This is a genomic window from Streptomyces sp. NPDC107517 (assembly GCF_055582645.1).
In genome coordinates, this window is the sequence record NZ_JBVJPM010000016.1 from 102,931 (window position 1) to 119,569 (window position 16,639).

12 protein-coding genes and 1 pseudogene are annotated in these 16,639 nt (G+C 71.3%); 6 read left to right on the forward strand and 7 right to left on the reverse strand.

Annotated features, from left to right (window positions below; all coding sequences use genetic code 11):
* The first annotated feature begins 58 nt into the window (after nucleotides 1–58).
* From benC to ACZ67T_RS31020, 6 genes are all read left to right on the forward strand, one after another.
* Nucleotides 59–1,105 carry a benzoate 1,2-dioxygenase electron transfer component BenC gene (gene benC / locus ACZ67T_RS30995; protein WP_469988298.1) on the forward strand — a complete coding sequence of 349 codons (1,047 nt, stop codon included), beginning with the start codon at nucleotides 59–61 and terminating at the stop codon, nucleotides 1,103–1,105.
* Nucleotides 1,102–1,896, forward strand: coding sequence for a 1,6-dihydroxycyclohexa-2,4-diene-1-carboxylate dehydrogenase (locus ACZ67T_RS31000; RefSeq protein ID WP_469988299.1), 795 nt, complete (start codon nucleotides 1,102–1,104; stop codon nucleotides 1,894–1,896). Before benC ends, ACZ67T_RS31000 begins: the two co-directional genes overlap by 4 nt.
* A 50-nt stretch (nucleotides 1,897–1,946) precedes the next feature.
* The gene (locus tag ACZ67T_RS31005) at nucleotides 1,947–4,913 is read left to right on the forward strand and encodes a helix-turn-helix transcriptional regulator (RefSeq protein WP_469988300.1); all 2,967 of its coding nucleotides are present in this window, start codon (nucleotides 1,947–1,949) and stop codon (nucleotides 4,911–4,913) included.
* A 361-nt stretch (nucleotides 4,914–5,274) separates the two neighbouring features.
* Nucleotides 5,275–6,147, forward strand: coding sequence for a dioxygenase family protein (locus ACZ67T_RS31010; RefSeq protein WP_469988301.1), 873 nt, complete (start codon nucleotides 5,275–5,277; stop codon nucleotides 6,145–6,147).
* Between the two features lie 56 nt (nucleotides 6,148–6,203).
* Nucleotides 6,204–7,271, forward strand: coding sequence for a maleylacetate reductase (locus ACZ67T_RS31015; protein WP_469988302.1), 1,068 nt, complete (start codon nucleotides 6,204–6,206; stop codon nucleotides 7,269–7,271).
* Nucleotides 7,272–7,733: 462 nt separating this feature from the next.
* Nucleotides 7,734–8,087 (forward strand): VOC family protein, encoded by a 354-nt coding sequence (locus ACZ67T_RS31020; RefSeq protein WP_469988303.1) that lies wholly within the window; start codon nucleotides 7,734–7,736, stop codon nucleotides 8,085–8,087.
* A gap of 122 nt (nucleotides 8,088–8,209) precedes the next feature.
* Here ACZ67T_RS31020 and ACZ67T_RS31025 read toward each other — a convergent pair whose 3' ends face one another.
* The 7 genes and pseudogenes from ACZ67T_RS31025 to ACZ67T_RS31055 all read right to left on the reverse strand — a co-directional run bounded on the left by ACZ67T_RS31025 (nucleotide 8,210) and on the right by ACZ67T_RS31055 (nucleotide 16,596).
* The gene (locus ACZ67T_RS31025) at nucleotides 8,210–9,601 is read right to left on the reverse strand and encodes a phosphomannomutase/phosphoglucomutase (RefSeq protein ID WP_469988374.1); all 1,392 of its coding nucleotides are present in this window, start codon (nucleotides 9,599–9,601) and stop codon (nucleotides 8,210–8,212) included.
* A gap of 306 nt (nucleotides 9,602–9,907) precedes the next feature.
* A pseudogene (locus ACZ67T_RS31030) lies at nucleotides 9,908–11,206 on the reverse strand (glycoside hydrolase family 13 protein); the annotation flags it as partial.
* On the reverse strand, nucleotides 11,203–12,432 hold the full coding sequence (locus tag ACZ67T_RS31035) for a Gfo/Idh/MocA family protein (protein WP_469988304.1): 1,230 nt from the start codon (nucleotides 12,430–12,432) through the stop codon (nucleotides 11,203–11,205). The gene ACZ67T_RS31035 and the pseudogene ACZ67T_RS31030, both read right to left, overlap by 4 nt.
* Nucleotides 12,429–13,499, reverse strand: coding sequence for a glycoside hydrolase family 130 protein (locus ACZ67T_RS31040; RefSeq protein ID WP_469988305.1), 1,071 nt, complete (start codon nucleotides 13,497–13,499; stop codon nucleotides 12,429–12,431). Before ACZ67T_RS31040 ends, ACZ67T_RS31035 begins: the two co-directional genes overlap by 4 nt.
* Before the next feature lie 7 nt (nucleotides 13,500–13,506).
* A complete protein-coding gene (locus ACZ67T_RS31045; protein WP_469988306.1) occupies nucleotides 13,507–14,361 on the reverse strand; it encodes a carbohydrate ABC transporter permease in 855 nt (284 codons plus the stop codon).
* 1 nt (nucleotide 14,362) lies between these two features.
* Nucleotides 14,363–15,307: a carbohydrate ABC transporter permease gene (locus ACZ67T_RS31050; RefSeq protein ID WP_469988307.1), complete on the reverse strand. Its 945-nt coding sequence runs from the start codon at nucleotides 15,305–15,307 to the stop codon at nucleotides 14,363–14,365.
* Nucleotides 15,304–16,596: an extracellular solute-binding protein gene (locus tag ACZ67T_RS31055; RefSeq protein ID WP_469988308.1), complete on the reverse strand. Its 1,293-nt coding sequence runs from the start codon at nucleotides 16,594–16,596 to the stop codon at nucleotides 15,304–15,306. The genes ACZ67T_RS31050 and ACZ67T_RS31055 overlap by 4 nt, the downstream gene beginning before the upstream one ends.
* Nucleotides 16,597–16,639 lie beyond the last annotated feature (43 nt).

Here is a 16,639-nt window from a genome sequence, read left to right on the forward strand (position 1 = left end):
GCACCCGGCCGAACCGGCTCCGCAACCCGTCAGTCAACTCCCCGAATCGAGAACGTACATGGGCTACCAGGTCGCCTTGGGCTTCGAGGACGGCACCACCCGGTTCATCGCCTGTGAACCGGCCGAGACCGTCGCCGACGCCTCCTACAAGGCCCGCATCAACATCCCGCTCGACTGCCGCGACGGCGCCTGCGGCACCTGCAAGTCGTACTGCGAGTCCGGCAGTTACGACGGCGGCGACTACATCGACGAGGCGCTCACCGACGACGAGGCGGCGCGCGGCTACTGCCTGCCGTGCCAGATGACCCCGCACAGTGATCTCGTGCTGCGCATCCCGACGACGTCGGCCGCCTGCAAGACGGGTCCGGTCACGCACACCGCGACCGTGACGGCCGTCGACCGGCACTCGCCGACGACCGTCGGCATCACCCTCGCCGTCGACGACCGGGCCGCCCTCGGTTTCCTGCCCGGCCAGTACGTCAATGTCGGCGTGCCCGGCACGGACGGCGAGAGCCGCGCGTACTCCTTCAGCACGGGACCAGGCCAAGAACAGGTCTCCTTCCTGGTGCGCGTGGTCGAGGGCGGTGCCATGTCGACGTATCTGACCGAACGGGCGCAGGCCGGTGACCGGGTGACCTTCACGGGTCCCATGGGCGGCTTCTTCCTGCGCGAACTCGGCCGCCCCGCACTGCTGTTGGCGGGCGGAACCGGCCTCGCCCCGCTCCTGTCCATGCTGGAGTCGATGGCCGCGGCGGGTTCCCCGCCCGCACACCCCGTGCACCTGCTGTACGGAGTCACCACCGACCAGGACCTCGTCCACCTCGAAACCCTTGCCGACTACGCGGCCGTCCTGCCCGGTTTCACCTTCGACCACTGCGTCGCCGACGAGGCGAGCACGGCCGCCAACAAGGGCTACGTGACAGCACTGTTCGGCGCCGACGAACTCCATGGCGGTGACTGCGACGTGTATCTGTGCGGGCCGCCCGCGATGGTCGAGGCCGTGCGCGCCCACATCGACGCACTCGGCGTGGAGCCCGCGCACTTCCACTACGAGAAGTTCACGCCCGCCGTCGCGGCGGCCGACCTGGTGGGGGCGGGCCGATGAGTGGCCAGGTGTACGCGGGCCGGTTCGCGGGGCGGACCGCCGTCGTGACCGGCGCGGCCCAGGGCATCGGCGAGGCCGTGGCCCGCCGCCTCGCCGCCGAGTCCGCCCACGTCGTCCTCGTCGACCGTGCGGAACTCGTCCACGAGGTGGCGGGCGAGATCACCGAGGCCGGCGGCGAGGCCGAGTCCGTCGTCGCCGACCTGGAGGAGTACGCGGGCGCCGAGACGGCCGTCGCCCAGGGACTCGACCGGCTCGGCCGGATCGATGTCCTCGTCAACAACGTCGGCGGCACCATCTGGGCCAAACCCTTCGAGCACTACACCCCGCAGGAGATCGAGACCGAGATCCGCCGCTCCCTCTTCCCGACCCTGTGGACCTGCCGTGCCGTCCTGCCGCATCTGTTCGCCCAGCGCTCCGGCACCATCGTGAACGTCTCGTCGGTCGCCACCCGAGGCGTCAACCGTGTGCCCTACGCGGCGGCCAAGGGCGGCGTCAACGCCCTCACCGCCGCGCTGGCCCTGGAGGCGGCACCTTACGGAGTGCGCGTCGTCGCCACCGCGCCGGGCGGCACCGAGGCGCCGCCGCGCCGCGTCGCACGCGGCCCGGCGGCGGGAGACGAGCAGGAACGGGACTGGTACCAGCAGATCGTCGACCAGACGGTCGAATCATCACTGATGAAGCGCTACGGCACGCTGGCCGAGCAGGCGGCGGCGATCACGTTCCTCGCCTCCGACGAGGCGTCGTACATCACCGGAACGGTCCTCCCGGTGGCGGGCGGCGACCTGGGGTGACGCCGGTGCCCGCTGGTGGCGGCGCCGGAGCGTCGCGTAGCGTCCGCCACATGCACAGCCGCGACGACCGGACACACCCCGAAGGCCCGGACGGACCCGCCGACGCGGTGGGCCGGGAGCGTGAACGGGCCGAGCTGGAGTCCGCGTACACGGCCGTCGCCGAGGGCGGCCCGGCGGCCCTCCTCCTGCGTGGCCCCCGGGGCAGCGGCAAGCGGACGCTGGTCGAGCGCTTCGCCGCCGCGCACCCGGAGGCTCTGACGGTGCGCGTGCGCGGTCTGCGCTGGGAGGCGGACCGGGCCGGCGGGGTGGCGGGTCAGCTGGTGCGGAGCGTGGAGCGGGCGGTGTCGCGTCCGAGGCCGCACGGGGCCACGAACGCCGGTGGGCAGGGCGTGGCCCGGGCCGAGCCGTCGGAAGGGGCCGACTCTCCGGTCTCCGCCCGTGAGGAGGGCGGGGCCGAGGGGGTGGCTGGGTCGCTTCGGATGGGTGGGGAGGGCTCGACGGAGCTCCAGGGCGGCGAACCGGACACTGTCCCTCGGGGAGTGCCGCAGGCCGAGTCGCCTGGAGCGGCCGATCCCCTGCTCTTCGCCGAGCGGCTGGCGTCGGCCCTGGTCAGCCGCCGGACCGGTGGACGTTGTGCGCTCATCGTCGTGGAGGACACCCAGTGGGCCGACGCCGCCTCCCTGCGGGGCCTCGCGTCCGCGCTGCGGCTGATGACGGACGTGCCCGTGCTCGCCGTGCACCTGGTCGACGACGACGCGGTGGCCGAGGCGGACACGGCGCGGTTCCTCGCGGAGTTCCCGGGCGACGTCGTCCACCTCGAACCGCTGCAGCCGCACGACGTGCGACGCCTGGCCGCGTTCCACGGCGTCGACCTGTCACCCACCGCCGCGCAGGAGCTGTGCCTCCACACGGCCGGCGTCGCCGGAGACATCACCGCCCTGCTGCGTGAGGCGCCGCGCGAGACCTGGTCCGACCCGCCGACCGTGCTGCCCGTCCCGCGCGACCGGGCAGCGGACGTTCAGCGCCGCCTTAGCGCCTGCGCCGACGAGGCGCGGCGGCTCGCCGAGGCGTGCGCCGTCCTCGGCAGCCCCGCGCGCTTCGCGGACGCGGCCCACCTGGCCGCGCTCACCGAGCCGCTGGACGCACTCGACAAGGCGTGCCGCGCGGGCCTGCTCAGCCCGCCCGTGGGCCCGGGCGCGGGCCGCGTCGCCTTCCGTGACCACCTCACCGCGGCGGCCGTCTACCACTCGCTCGGCCCGGGCGAACGCGCCCAACTCCACGCCAGTGCGGCCGAGTTGGTCGAGGACGAGGGGCAGCGGCTGCGCCATCGGGCCGCCGCCGAGCCACCGCTCGCCAACGAGGAACTGGCTTCCGACCTGGAGGCGCACGCCGCGGGGCGAGCCGCCGTCGGCGCCTGGTCGTCCTGCGCGCGGGCCCTGCTCCTGGCCGCCGACCTCAGCCCGTCCTCCGGCGGCCGGCAGGCCCGGCTGCTGCGGGCCGTCGACGCCCTGGTCGGAGCGGGCGACCTGCCGCGTGCACAGAGCTTCTCGGCCGTCCTGGAGAGCTTCCCGTCCGGTGCCCTGCGGGACGCCGTGCTCGGCTACCTGACCCTGCTGGGCGGACGCCCGGCCGAGACCCAGCGCCTCCTGGACGCTGCCTGGCACAGGGTCGACGCGGGGCGGGATCCGGAGACCGCCGCACTGATCTGCCAGCGCCAGGTCCTGCACGCCCTCGCCGACTGGCGTGCCGACGACCTCGTGCGCTGGGCGGGGACCGCCCTCGAACTCGCCCCGAAGAGCTCGCCTGCCGTCGTGGAGACCCGTGCCATTCTCGGCCTCGGGTATCTCGGCCAGGGTCGGGTGACCGAGGCCCTGGAGGGCGTCGACCGGCTGGTCGGCGAGGTCGCCGACAGCGCGCAGCGTCAGCGCGTCCGGATGTGCCGCGGCTGGCTGGCCCTGTCCCAGGACGACCTGTACGGCGCCTGGCACGACCTGGAGAGCGCCGTGCCCACCGAGTACCGCAAGGGCTCCACCCGCATCTCGCTGTGGGCGCAGGCCTGGCTCGCCCGTACCCGCTTCACTCTCGGAGACTGGGACGAGGCCCTGGAGACGGTCGACCGGGCCGCGGGCCGCGCCGCCGCGGCCCGCATGGAACTGCTGCGTCCGCTCATTCACTGGACGGGCGCCCAGATCCACGCCCTGCGCGGCGACCGGGTCCGCGCCGAGCAGCACGTCAGGAATGCCGCGGCCGACCGCCGTCACTACGCGATGATGCTCATCCCCGCGTGCCTCGCCCGCGCCCACCTCGCCGAGATCCGTGCCGACTACGAGCAGGTGGTGGAGGCGCTCACCCCCGTCACCCGCCTCGCGTCACGCGACGCCGTCGACGAGCCCGGCATGTGGCCGTGGCACGACGTCTACGCCAACGCCCTGGTGATGTGCCACCGCACCGACGAGGCCGATGCCTTCCTCACCCCGCTCGAAGCCCGCGCCGCCGAGCGCGGCCACCGCTCCACGCGCGGCAGGCTCGGCTACCCGCGCGGCCGGATCGCGGCGGCCCGGGGCGACATCGACGAGGCCCGCGAGCACTTCGAACGGGCCCTGGCGGCGCTGGAACCGCTACCGATGCCGTACGACCGGGCCCGCGTCAACTTCGCCTACGGCCAGACCCTGCGCCGCGTCGGCAAACGCCGAGACGCCGACACCGTGCTGCGGCGGGCCCGGGACGGGTTCGCTGCCCTCGGCGCCGCCGCGTACGTCGAGCGCTGCGACCGCGAACTCAAGGCGGGCGGCGTCACCGGCCAGCTCACCGACCGCACCACCGCCGACTTCAGCCGCCTCACACCGCAGGAACAGCACGTCGCCGAACTCGTCGCCCGCGGCGTGACCAACCGCGAGGCAGCGGCCGAACTGTTCATCTCCGTCAAGACAGTGCAGTACCACCTGACGCACATCTACACGAAACTCGGCATCCGCTCGCGCGGGGAGCTGGCGGCGCTTCGGCGCGACGAGGCCTGAGGGCACCCACCTGCGACGCGTCGTAGGCAACCGAGGACAGGAAATCCCCTGCAGTGCAGTCAACTCCCCATGGAATGCACCGGATTGCCGACGCCGCTCTCGGACCCGCCGAAGCCGAGGGGCTGAGCTCGGGTTGGCGTCCACGGCTTCCGGTGGAATGTTCTCTGCCGACGCCGAGCAGTCTGCCACCGTGTGAACGAAGCAACGCCGAACGAGCAGGAGGAGCCGCTCCATGTCCGCGCCGCAGAACGCAGCAGATCCCGCGGGACACCCCGCAGGCTACCCCGACGGTCATCCCTACGGCCGTTCCGCATCCGGACACGAAGGTCATTCCGAAGGGGGTTCCGCAGGCCGCACCGTCGTGGCGGAGCAACAGCGCCAGGTGGAGGACGAGTTGATCGATACGGTCCTGGCGTCGTTCCGTGACACCCCGGACCCGCGCCTCAAGGAACTGATGCAGTCACTGGTCAGGCACCTGCACGGGTTCATCCGTGACGTGCGACTGACGGAGGAGGAGTGGCGGCAGGCCGTCGACTTCCTCACCGCGGCCGGGCACATCACCACCGACCGGCGCCAGGAGTTCGTGCTCCTGTCCGATGTGCTCGGGGCCTCCATGCAGACCATCAACGTCAACCATGAGGCCGCCGGGAGCGCGACCGAGGCGACGGTGGTCGGGCCGTTCTTCGTGGACGGCTCCCCGGAGATTCCCCTCGGCGGCGACCTGGCGGGGGGAGCCCCGGGAGAGCCCTGCTGGGTCGAGGGCACCGTCACCGACACGGACGGGAAGCCGGTCGCCGGAGCCCGGCTCGACGTATGGGAAGCCGACGAGGACGGTCTCTACGACGTGCAGCACGGGCCGGACCGCACGGCGGGCCGGGGGCATCTCTTCACCGATGACCAGGGACGTTTCGCGTTCTGGGGTCTCACCCCCACGCCGTACCCGATTCCGCACGACGGGCCGGTCGGTGAACTCCTGGACAAGACCGGACGCTCCCCGCTGCGCGCCTCCCACCTGCACTTCAAGGCGACCGCCCCCGGACAGCGCGCCGTGATCACCCATATCTTCGTCGAAGGCGACCAACTACTCGCGCGGGACGCCGTGTTCGGCGTCAAGGACTCGCTCGTCAAGAGGTTCGACCGGCAGGCACCCGGCACCCCGGCACCCGACGGCCGCACCCTCACCGACCTGAGCTGGACCCGCGTCCGCTTCGACATCGTGCTGCGGCGCGCGTGACGCGCCCGTCGGAGCAGGAACCGGAGCAGGAGTCGGAGCAAGAAGGAGAACGACCCATGCGATTCGAGCACGAGACACTTCCGCAGCGCGTCCACTTCGCCTCCGGGGACGCACGCGCGGCCGTGCGCGCCGAGGTCGAACGGCTCGGTGGCGCCCGCGTGATGGTCATCGCGACGGCCCGCGAAGCCGAACGGGCCAAGGCCGTCATCGCCGACACCCCGGTGGTCGTGCACCACGACGACGTGGCGATGCACGTCCCACTCGCCACGGCCGAACGGGCTCGGGCGGCAGCGGCCCGGCACGATGCGGACGTGCTGGTCTGCGTCGGCGGCGGCTCGACGACCGGCCTGGCCAAGGCCGTCGCGCTCACGTCGGGGCTGCCGATCGTGGCCGTCCCGACCACATATGCGGGGTCGGAGGCGACCAGCGTCTGGGGGCTCACCGAGGGCGGCCGCAAGACGACGGGCGTGGACGCCCGCGTCCTGCCGCGCGCGATCGTCTACGACGCGACGCTCACCCGCACGCTTCCCGTACCCATGAGCGTCGCCTCCGGCCTCAACGCCCTTGCCCACTGCGTCGATTCGATGTGGGCACCGCGCACCGACCCGGTCGACCAGGCACTGGCCGGGGAGGGTATCCGCGCGCTCGCTGCCGGACTGCCTCCAGTCGTCACCGACCCCTCCGCCATCGAGGGGCGCGAGCAGATGTTGTACGGGGCGTACCTGTCGGCGGTCGCGTTCTCGTCGGCGGGGTCGGGCCTGCACCACAAGATCTGCCATGTGCTCGGCGGCCGCTACGACCTGCCGCACGCCCAGACGCACGCCGTCGTCCTGCCGTACGTCCTCGCCTTCAACGCCTCCGCCGCACCGCACGCCGAGCGCAGGATTGCGCAGGCCCTCGGTACGGGATCGGCGCTCGAGGGGCTGCAGCGGCTGCGCCGGGCCGTGGACGCGCCGACGGCATTGCGGGACTACGGCCTCGCCGAGCCGGACATCGACGACGCGGTGCCCGCGATCCTGGAGGCGGCCCCGGCGGACAATCCGCGTCCGGTCACGCCGGACGGCGTACGACGGTTGCTGCGCGCGGCGTGGGACGGTGCGGATCCCGTGACGGTGGGTGTGTGACCGCGGTCAGGACATACAGGCGCCCCTGAATGTCCGTGAGTTTCCGACTCTCGAATGGGGATGGGGCACTTCGATGAAAATCTCCCCTGCTCACTCAATCCGGAACGTATCCGAAAAAAGCCAAATTCTTATGCCGTTACTCCGCATTTCCATGTCCCCGGACGTCACCGGACCGAGTGACGATCGTCATGGGTCGACCGCCGGGGGCTCCGGAGGGTCTTGTCAGTCCCCGTTCGTAGGATCACCGCATGCCTGACGTCTTCACCGTCCTGTGGACCCATGACACCTGCCGCGCTCTGCGCAAGTTTTACCGCCTCACGCCCGAGTCCGCCGGGGAGTTGGCACAGGTCGTGCACAACGCCCCGTGAAGGCCCGGGGGATCAGAGGCAAGCCCTGTCCGGGGGTGAAGGGGCGATGGTGTGGTGTACGCCCGCCCGGTCGCCGCCCTGGCAAGATGGCGGCATGGAACGTGTGCTTGGAATCGGCGGGTACTTCATGCGGGCCGACGACCCGACGGCCTTGAGCGCGTGGTATCGCGATTGCCTGGGCCTGGACGCGGATGAGCACGGCCTGTGGCGTCAGGGAGCCGGGCCGACGGTGTTCGCGACGTTCGAGTCCGGGACCGACTATTTCGGGTCCCGCGCCCAGCAGACCATGCTCAACTTCCGGGTCCGCGATCTGGACGCGATGCTCGCGCAGTTGCGCGCCAAGGGTGCGGATGTGGCCGAGGAAACGCAGGACATGGAGGGTGTCGGTCGGTTCGGCTGGGTCACCGATCCTGAGGGCAATCGAGTGGAGCTGTGGCAGCCCGCTTGACGGCGTCCTCACCCAGGCGGTGACGTGCCGGTGGACCACTGATTTGTCGAGGCGTGCTCAGCCGGGAAGGCCACCGGCCCCGTCCCGTATCCGTGCCAGGGCCGCCCTGTCCGTTCACCCGTTCATCCTTGGGCGCGGATCGTCGCCAGCACCTCGTCACGGAGGGCGCGCATGGCCGGCTCGGTCGGGGCCTCGACGTTGAGTCGCAGCAGCGGTTCCGTGTTCGCGGGGCGGACGTTGAACCACCAGTCGGTTCCGCTGACGGTCAGGCCGTCGAGTTCGTCGACCGTGACGCCCGGGCGGTTGGCCCACGCAGCCCGCACCGCTGCGGTGCGTGAGCTCGCGTCGCCGACGGCGGAGTTGATCTCACCAGAGGCGGCGTAGCGCTCGAAGCTGCTGGTCAGGTCGGACAGGGGGGCGCTCTGTGTGCCCAGGGCGGCGAGGACGTGGAGGGCCGCGAGCATGCCGGTGTCGGCGTTCCAGAAGTCGCGGAAGTAGTAGTGGGCGGAGTGCTCGCCGCCGAAGACGGCGCCCGCGCGGGCCATTTCCCGTTTGATGAAGGAGTGGCCGACGCGGGTGCGGACCGGTGTGCCGCCCGCCTCGCGGATCACCTCCGGCACCGTGCGGGAGGTGATGAGGTTGTGGATGACGGTGGCCCCGGGGTGCCGCGCCAGTTCCCGCGAGGCGACCAGTGCGGTGACGGCGGAGGGCGAGACCGGGTCGCCGTTCTCGTCGACGACGAAGCAGCGGTCCGCGTCGCCGTCGAAGGCGAGGCCGATGTCGGCGCCCTCGGCGCGCACGCGTGCCTGCAGGTCGACGATGTTGGCGGGGTCCAGCGGATTGGCCTCGTGGTTGGGGAACGTACCGTCCAGCTCGAAGTACATCGGGACGACATCCAGCGGCAGACCGGCGAGGACCGTCGGCACGGTGTGCCCGCCCATGCCGTTGCCGGCGTCGACCACGACCTTCAGCGGGCGGATCGCCGACAGGTCCACGAGGGAGTGCAGGTACGTCGCGTAGTCGGCGAGCGTGTCCCTGGTGGTGACGGTGGCCGTCCGATCGGCCGTCGCCGGCGCGCCGTTGTCCGTCCACAGTTCGACCAGGGTGCGGATCTCGGCGAGGCCCGTGTCCTGGCCGACGGGCTCGGCGCCCGCGCGGCACAGCTTGATGCCGTTGTACTGGGCCGGGTTGTGCGAGGCCGTGAACATCGCGCCGGGCAGGCCGAAGGAGCCGGAGGCGTAGTACAGCTGGTCCGTCGAGCACAGGCCGATCTCGGTGACGTCGGCGCCCTGCGCGGTCGCGCCGCGGGCGAAGGCGCGGGCCAGGCCGGGGGAGGAGGGGCGCATGTCATGGCCCGTCACGATCGCGTCCGCTCCGGTGACCTGGACGAACGCGGCGCCGAAGAGCTCGGCCGTCGTCTCGTCCCACTGGTCGGGGACCACGCCCCGCACGTCGTACGCCTTGACGAGTCCGGACAGGTCGGTGCGGTGCGTCGCGTCAGTCGCGCGTGTCATCGGTGTCGCTTTCGGCGAGATGGGCGGGGCGGTCGGGTCGAGGAGCCACAGCGCGGTGTCGGGCGGCAACGTGTCGCCGTCGAACGGTCCGCTGCCGAGCACCGGTCGGCCGGGCAGAGCAAGAGAGGTGAGGCGCAGGGGCTCGGCGCCCAGGTTGACCAGGCAGACCAGTGCGCCGCGGCGGAAGGCGAGGTAGGGGGCGTCGGGTGCGGACAGCCAGGTCGGCGGGGACGCCGGGTCCGGTGCCGGATGGGTGCGGCGGATCCGCAGTGCCGCACGGTACAGCGCGAGCGTCGATTCGGGGTCCTGCTGCTGTGCGGCGACGGTCAGGCGCGACCAGTCGTCCGGCTGAGGCAGCCAGGTTCGCTCGGGCGCCGCGGTGCTGAATCCGTACGGTGCGTGCTCATCGGTCCACGGCAGCGGCACACGCGCGCCGTCACGCCCGCGCTCCGTGTGGCCCGAGCGTTCCCACAGCGGGTCCAGGATGCGGTCGAGGGGCACGTCGGCCTGCGGCAGTCCCAGCTCCTCGCCCTGAAAGAGGTACGCGGAGCCGGGCAGGGCCAGCATCAGGAGGGCGGCCGCACGGGCGCGCGCCAGGGAGCCGTACCGGGTGACCGGGCGGACCGCGTCGTGGCTGGAGAGCAGCCAGGTGACCGCGCTGCCCGGCACGGCGAAGGAGCCGTCGACGACCCGGCGCAGCTCTGCCGCCTCCCAAGGCGCCTCCAGGAAGGCGAAGTTGAAAGCCTGGTGCATCTCGTCGGGCCGGATGTAGCGGCTGAGGCGGGCCGGGTCGAAGACGGCGGACTCGGCGACCATCACCCGGTCCTGGGGCGCCACCGCGCCGGCAGGGGCGGGATGGGTGTCGAGCAGCGCGCGCCACTGGCGGTAGAGCGGGTGCAGCTCCTCCTGGTCGTAGTACGGCATCAGATGGTTGTGCAGCGGATCGGTGTGCTGGCCGGGGCCCGCGTCGGGCAGCCCTTCCGCCTTGAACAGGGCGTGGGCGACGTCCACGCGGAAGCCGTCCACGCCGCGGTCCAGCCAGTACCGCAGTACTTCGGTGAAGGCGCCCTGCACCTTGGGGTTGCGCCAGTTGAGGTCGGGCTGCTCGGCGGCGTGGAGGTGGCAGTACCACTCGCCGTCCGTGACCCGGGTCCAGGCGGGGCCGCCGAACGCCGACTGCCAGTCGTTGGGCGGCAGTTCGCCGTCCGCGCCCCGGCCGGGCCGGAACAGGTACATCTCCCGCTCCGCCGAACCGGGCCCCGCGTCAAGAGCCTCCTGGAACCAGGGATGCTGGTCGGAGGTGTGGTTGGGCACCACGTCGATGATGAATTTGAGGCCCAACTCGTGTGCGCGGACGGTCAGTCGGGTGGCGTCGTCGTCCGTTCCCAGGTCCGCGGCCACACCGGTGTGATCCGCGATGTCGTAGCCGCCGTCGGCCAGCGGTGACGGGTAGAACGGGGTGCACCACACGGCGTCCGCGCCCAGATCCTTGATGTGCTCAAGGCGGTCGGTCAGGCCCGGCAGGTCACCGATCCCGTCGCCGTCCGAGTCGGCGAAGGCACGTGGGTAGACCTCGTAGCAGACCATGTCCTGCCACCAGCTCATGCGGAGGCTTCCTCGGCGACGGCCAGGTCGGGGGAGGGCACGTGCTGTTCGGTGCCGGTGGAGGCGGCGATGGTGGCCGCCTCGGCAACCGCGACCGCGGCGAGACCGCTCACGGCGTCCGCGACGGGCGACGTGTCTTCACGGACGGCCCGAACGAGATCGGCCATCGCGGCACGCACGCTCTGCGCGTACACGTACGGCTTGCGGACCTCGCCGCCCAGGTCGAGGACGGCGGTCACGTGGTGCGGGACCGTGCGCTGCTCGCCGCGCCCGCGCGCCGGGGCGGCGGAGCCGGCGCCCCGTTCGACTCGGACGGTGATCCGCTCCTCGCCGTGCGGCCGGAAGCCGTCGACGGACAGCAACGTGCCCAGCTGGTCGGGCAGTTGCTCCCACTGCCCGGCGCCCGCCTCGTCGGTCCACGCCGATATCTCCGCCCGTACGGGGATCCAGCCGCTGATCCGTGTCTCGGCGAACCCGTGGTCCAGACGCATGAGCTGGCGCTCGGCGCGGTGGGCGTGCGTGAAGGAGTGGAGGTGGGAGGCGAGGACGCCACCGGGGTGGACGACGTCGGCGCTGACCATGTCGACAGGGCCTTTGGGCCGGGCCACGGCGGTCGCCCGCACGCTGACCGGGTCCGAGCCCAGCAGTGTGCGCGCGGCGTCGAAGAAGTGGACGCCGTGCTCGACGAAGATGCCGCCGCTGTGCGCCGGGTCCCAGAACCAGTGGTCGGGGCCGAGGTCCTCGTCGGAGGCGTCGTTCTCGAACAGGAACCGGCGCGGGGGCGCGAGCAGCCCCCGCTCGGTGAGGTGCTGCACGGCCCGCAGCAGCGGGTTGTAGCGCAGCACGTGGTCCACGACCAGGACGCGCCCGGCGCGCCGCGCCGCGCGGGCGACCGCCGAGGCGTCCTCGGTCGTGGTGGCGAGAGGCTTCTCGCAGAAGACATGGCGCCCCGCACGCAGCGCGGTGATGGCCATCGCGGCATGGGTCGCGGGCGGCGTGGCGATCAGCACGGCCGCCACGTCGTCGCGTTCGAGGAGCTCGTCGAGAGAGGCGAGCGCCGGGACGCCGTGCCGCAGGCCGAGCCGCTCGGCGCGTTCGCGCGAGGGGTCGGCGACGGCCGCGAGACGCAGGCCCGGCAGGCCCGCGATCGCGTCCAGGACGAACTCGGCGAACCCGCCACAGCCGACCAGGCCGATACCGAGAGGTGCGAGGGCGCCGCCGGTCATGCCGTGCGCTCCAGGAGGGCGACGCCGATGTGCGCGTCGGCCATGCCGTAGAAGACGTACAGCTCGCCGTCGATCTCCTCGATCGCGGTCGGGAAGACGACGTTCGGGACGGTGCCCGACAGCTCCTCCTCGGTCTCCGGGGCCATCAGCGGCTTGTCGGAGCGCGCGAGGACCTTCGACGGGTCGGCCGGGTCGAGGATCATCGCGCCGGCGGCGTACGACACCTTCTGGTTCTGCGCCCACGGGTCCTCGATGGATCCGGAGACACCGTGGTGGATGAGCAGCCAGCCCTCGGGAACGCGGATCGGGGCCGGGCCGCCGCCGATCTTCAGGGACTCCCACGGGAACTCGGACAGGGCCAGCAGACGGTGGTCGCGCGGGCGGGTCAGGGCGCGGATGTCGGCCTCGACCTCGGCGACCGGGACGTACGAGATCCAGATGCCGGGACGCTCGTCGGTGACACCGGCGGGCAGGTGCACGCCCTCGCCCGGACGGAACCAGCCCAGGTCCCACATCGGGCGGTGCAGCATCGCGTACGCCATCTCGCCGTCCGGGCCCGGGACGGGCTCGGGGAAGTGGACGACGTCCTTGTTCGGGAACAGGTTGAGGTCGGTGTCCAGGTCGGCCTGGTACTGGAACTGGATCGGGCCGAGACGGGTCCAGTCGGTGAGGTTCTCGGAGACGGCGAGTGCCGGCTTCGGGCCGAGCGGGCCGTAGGCGACGTAACTCATGACGTGCTTGCCGAGGGAGGGGACCCAGGTGATGCGGGGGTCCTCGACGCCGGCGTTGTTCTTGCCGCGCTCCCAGCCCTCGTCGGGAGAGAGGACGACGCCGCGGCGCTCGACCCCGGCCGGGACGCCCGCTTCGTCGAAGGTGACCTCGGCGAGGCCGACGCGGGAGACGTTGCCCTCGGAGACCAGACGCGGCAGGAGGTGCAGCTTGCCGTCCGGGGTGCGCCCGGAGGCGGGGTTCAGTACGCCCTCGACCTCGTTCGCCTCACCGGCCAGGGGGGACATGACGACGCCCTTGCGCACGAGACGGTAGGGGATGGCGGTGGTGTTGCTCATTGCGGGATTAGCCCTTTACTCCGGAGTCGATGTCGGTAGAGGTGAAGTGGCGCTGGAACAGGAGGAACAGGACCACCGCGGGGACGGCCAGCACACACGCGCCGGCCAGCAGGGCACCGGCCGGGTTGGCGACCGTGCCCTGGAGGTTGGAGAGGAAGCTGGCGAGGGACACGGCCAGCGGCTGCATGTCGGCGTTCTTGGTGACGAGGAACGGCCACAGGAACTCGTTCCACGGCCCGATGAACGTCAGCAGCAGCGCGGTCAGCACCGCCGGGCGGGCCATCGGCAGCGCGATCTGCCACAGGATCCGCAGCTCGCTCGCCCCGTCGATCCGCGCCGCCTCGAAGAGGGACTGCGGCATCTGGGAGAAGAACTGGCGGAAGAGGAAGACGGCCGTCGAGTTGATCGCGAACGGCAGGATCATGCCGAGGTAGTTGTCGCCGAGCCCGTAGTCCCGGACGACGAGCACGTACAACGGCAGGGTGAGCAGCTGGAACGGGATCATCTGTACGAGGAGCAGTGCGGCGAAGACCGCGCCCTTGCCCCGGAAGCGCAGTTGGGCGAGCGCGTATCCGGCGAGCACGCCGAAGACGAGCGTGCAGACCAGGACGCCGATGGTCATGATCCCCGAGTTGAGCAGGGATCGGCCCAGGGAGATCGCGCCGTTGACGGCCGTGTAGTTGGCGCCGGTCAGCCCGGACGGGACCGCGGCGGACAGATCACCGACCGTCGTCCCGCGCAGCGAGCCGACGACCATGTAGTAGAAGGGGAACAGGAAGGCGACGGCGCCGAGCGACAGCAGCGTGTAGCGCACGGCCCTGCCGCCGAAGCGGCGGGCGGGTGCCTGAGCGGTGGCACTCATGTCAGTTGCCCCTCTCGGTGAGCTTGCGGGCGGTGAGCGAGACGACCATGACGAACGCGACGAGGACGACGCCGAGCGCGGCCGCGAAGTCGGGGTGCCCCTGCTCGATGCCCTTCTGGTACATCAGCAGCACCGGCGAGGTGGAGGCGTGGTCGGGACCGCCGCCCCCGGTCAGCAGGTAGGGCTCGCTGAACAGGTTGGCGCCGGTGATGATCGCGTAGATCACGACGAGCGTCGTCGCCGGGCGCACACCGGGCACGGTCACCGAGAAGAACTGCCGTACGCGGCCCGCGCCGTCCATGGCGGACGCCTCGTACAGCTCCTTGCCGACGTTCTGCAGCGAAGCCAGGTACAGCATCACGAAGAAGCCGAGCTGTTTCCAGGTCACGAAGACGGCGATCATCGGCATCGCGAGGTGCGAGTTCACCAGCCACGACGGGTCGGGAGCGTGCGAGCCCAGCAGGTGGTTGACGAACCCGTCCGAGCCGAACAGGAACTGCCACACCGCGACCAGCGCGACGCTCGCGGTCACGTACGGGAGGTAGAACGCGGCGCGGAAGAACGCGCGGCCCCGTATCTTCGCGTTCAGTGCCGTGGCGAGGACCAGCGAGAGGCCGACCGTGAGCGGCACGTTGATGACCAGGAAGATCAGGATGTTGAGGAACGCCTGACCGACGACGGGGTCGGTGAAGACGTCCTTGTAGTTCGACAGGCCCACCCAGGGCGAGTCGACATCGGTGCCCGGAGCCGTGAAGTAGAAGCGGTGGAAGGAGATCCACACCGTGTAGCCGAGCGGGACGGCGAAGACCACCACGAGGAACAGCACGTACGGCGACACGAACAGGGCGCCGACACGGGACAGGCCACGGGCCTTGCGCGGGCCCTCTCGCCGGGTGGGAGCGTTGTCCCTCACGGCGGCGGGCGCTGACTGGAGATTCACGCTCATGACGGGTCCCCGTACTCGTTCAGCAGGTCGGTGATCTCGGACGAGGCGTTGCGCAGGCCGGCCGGCGTGGATTCCCGGCCGAAGACGACCGACTTCGTCCACTCGTCGCGGAAGGTCTGCCAGATGTCGATGGAGCCCGGCACATTGGGCACCTCGACGACGCGCTCCGCCTGGTCGGCGAAGGCCTTGTACGTCGGGTGCGCCTTGAAGTAGCCGGCGTACTTCTCGGTCAGGTGCTCGCGCATCGGCATCTGCCCGGTCGTCTCGAGGAACTTCCCGTCCTGGCCGGCGGAGCTCGCGAACTTGAGCACGTCCCAGGCCGTGGCCCGGTTCTTGCAGGAGCTGAACATCGCCGCCGACTTCTCGTCGCTGAAGGAGTGCTTGTCCGAGCCGCCGTCCGCGGTCGGCACCGGCGCGACTCCGATGTCCACGCTGTTCTTGTACGCGGCGATCGCCCAGGGACCGACCGTGGCCATCGCGGCCTTGCCGTCGTTGAGCGAATCGCCCGGGTAGGCCTCCTGCGGGGCCAGCTTCTCGGCGTAGAGCGTGCGCCAGAACGCCGCGACCTGGCGGCCCGCGGACGAGTCGAACTGCGGCTTGCCGTCCTCGATCAGCTGCTTGCCGCCGCTCTGCGCGGCGAAGGCCGGGTAGAAGTCGTACCAGGGCTGGAAGAAGTCGCTGCTGGGAGACGGCCAGATCGCCGCCTTCGCGGCTCCGCTGTGCACGAGCTTGCGCGACGTGTCCAGGAACTCCTCGTACGTCGCGAGCTTCGGGTGCTCCGGATCCAGACCGGCCTTTGCGAAGAGCTTCTTGTTGTAGAGGATCATGACGGGGTTGCTCTTCCAGGGCAGCTGGTAGAACTTGCCGTCCGTCGACCGGTACTGGTCCGTGAGGGCGCCACCGCGGTCGGTGATGTACTTCTCGCCGTCCGGGAAGTCACTGAGGGACACGAGCCCGTTCTGCTTCTGGAACGTGGGCACCGCCGCGGGCGAGGTGTTGAAGGCGAGACACGCCGTCGTCCCCGCGATGATCGAAGCGCTGATGGCCTCCTCGGACGTCTTGCCGGCCGGGATCTGCTGCGCTGTCACGTGCTGGTCGGGATGGCGCTCGTTCCACGAGGCGACCATGGCCTTGCCCCACTGGACCTCTTGCGCGTTGTTGGAAAGCCAGACCGTGATCGGACCGCGCGCGTCAGCGGCGGCGGCCGGATCCGGAGCCGACCGGCCGCAGGCTGTCGCCGTGCCCGCGAGTGCGAGCACGAGCAGCGCGTACGCCGTTCTCCTCAGCATGATTGATCTCCGAACTGTTCACGCGCGGCCTCGTCGCCGAGCG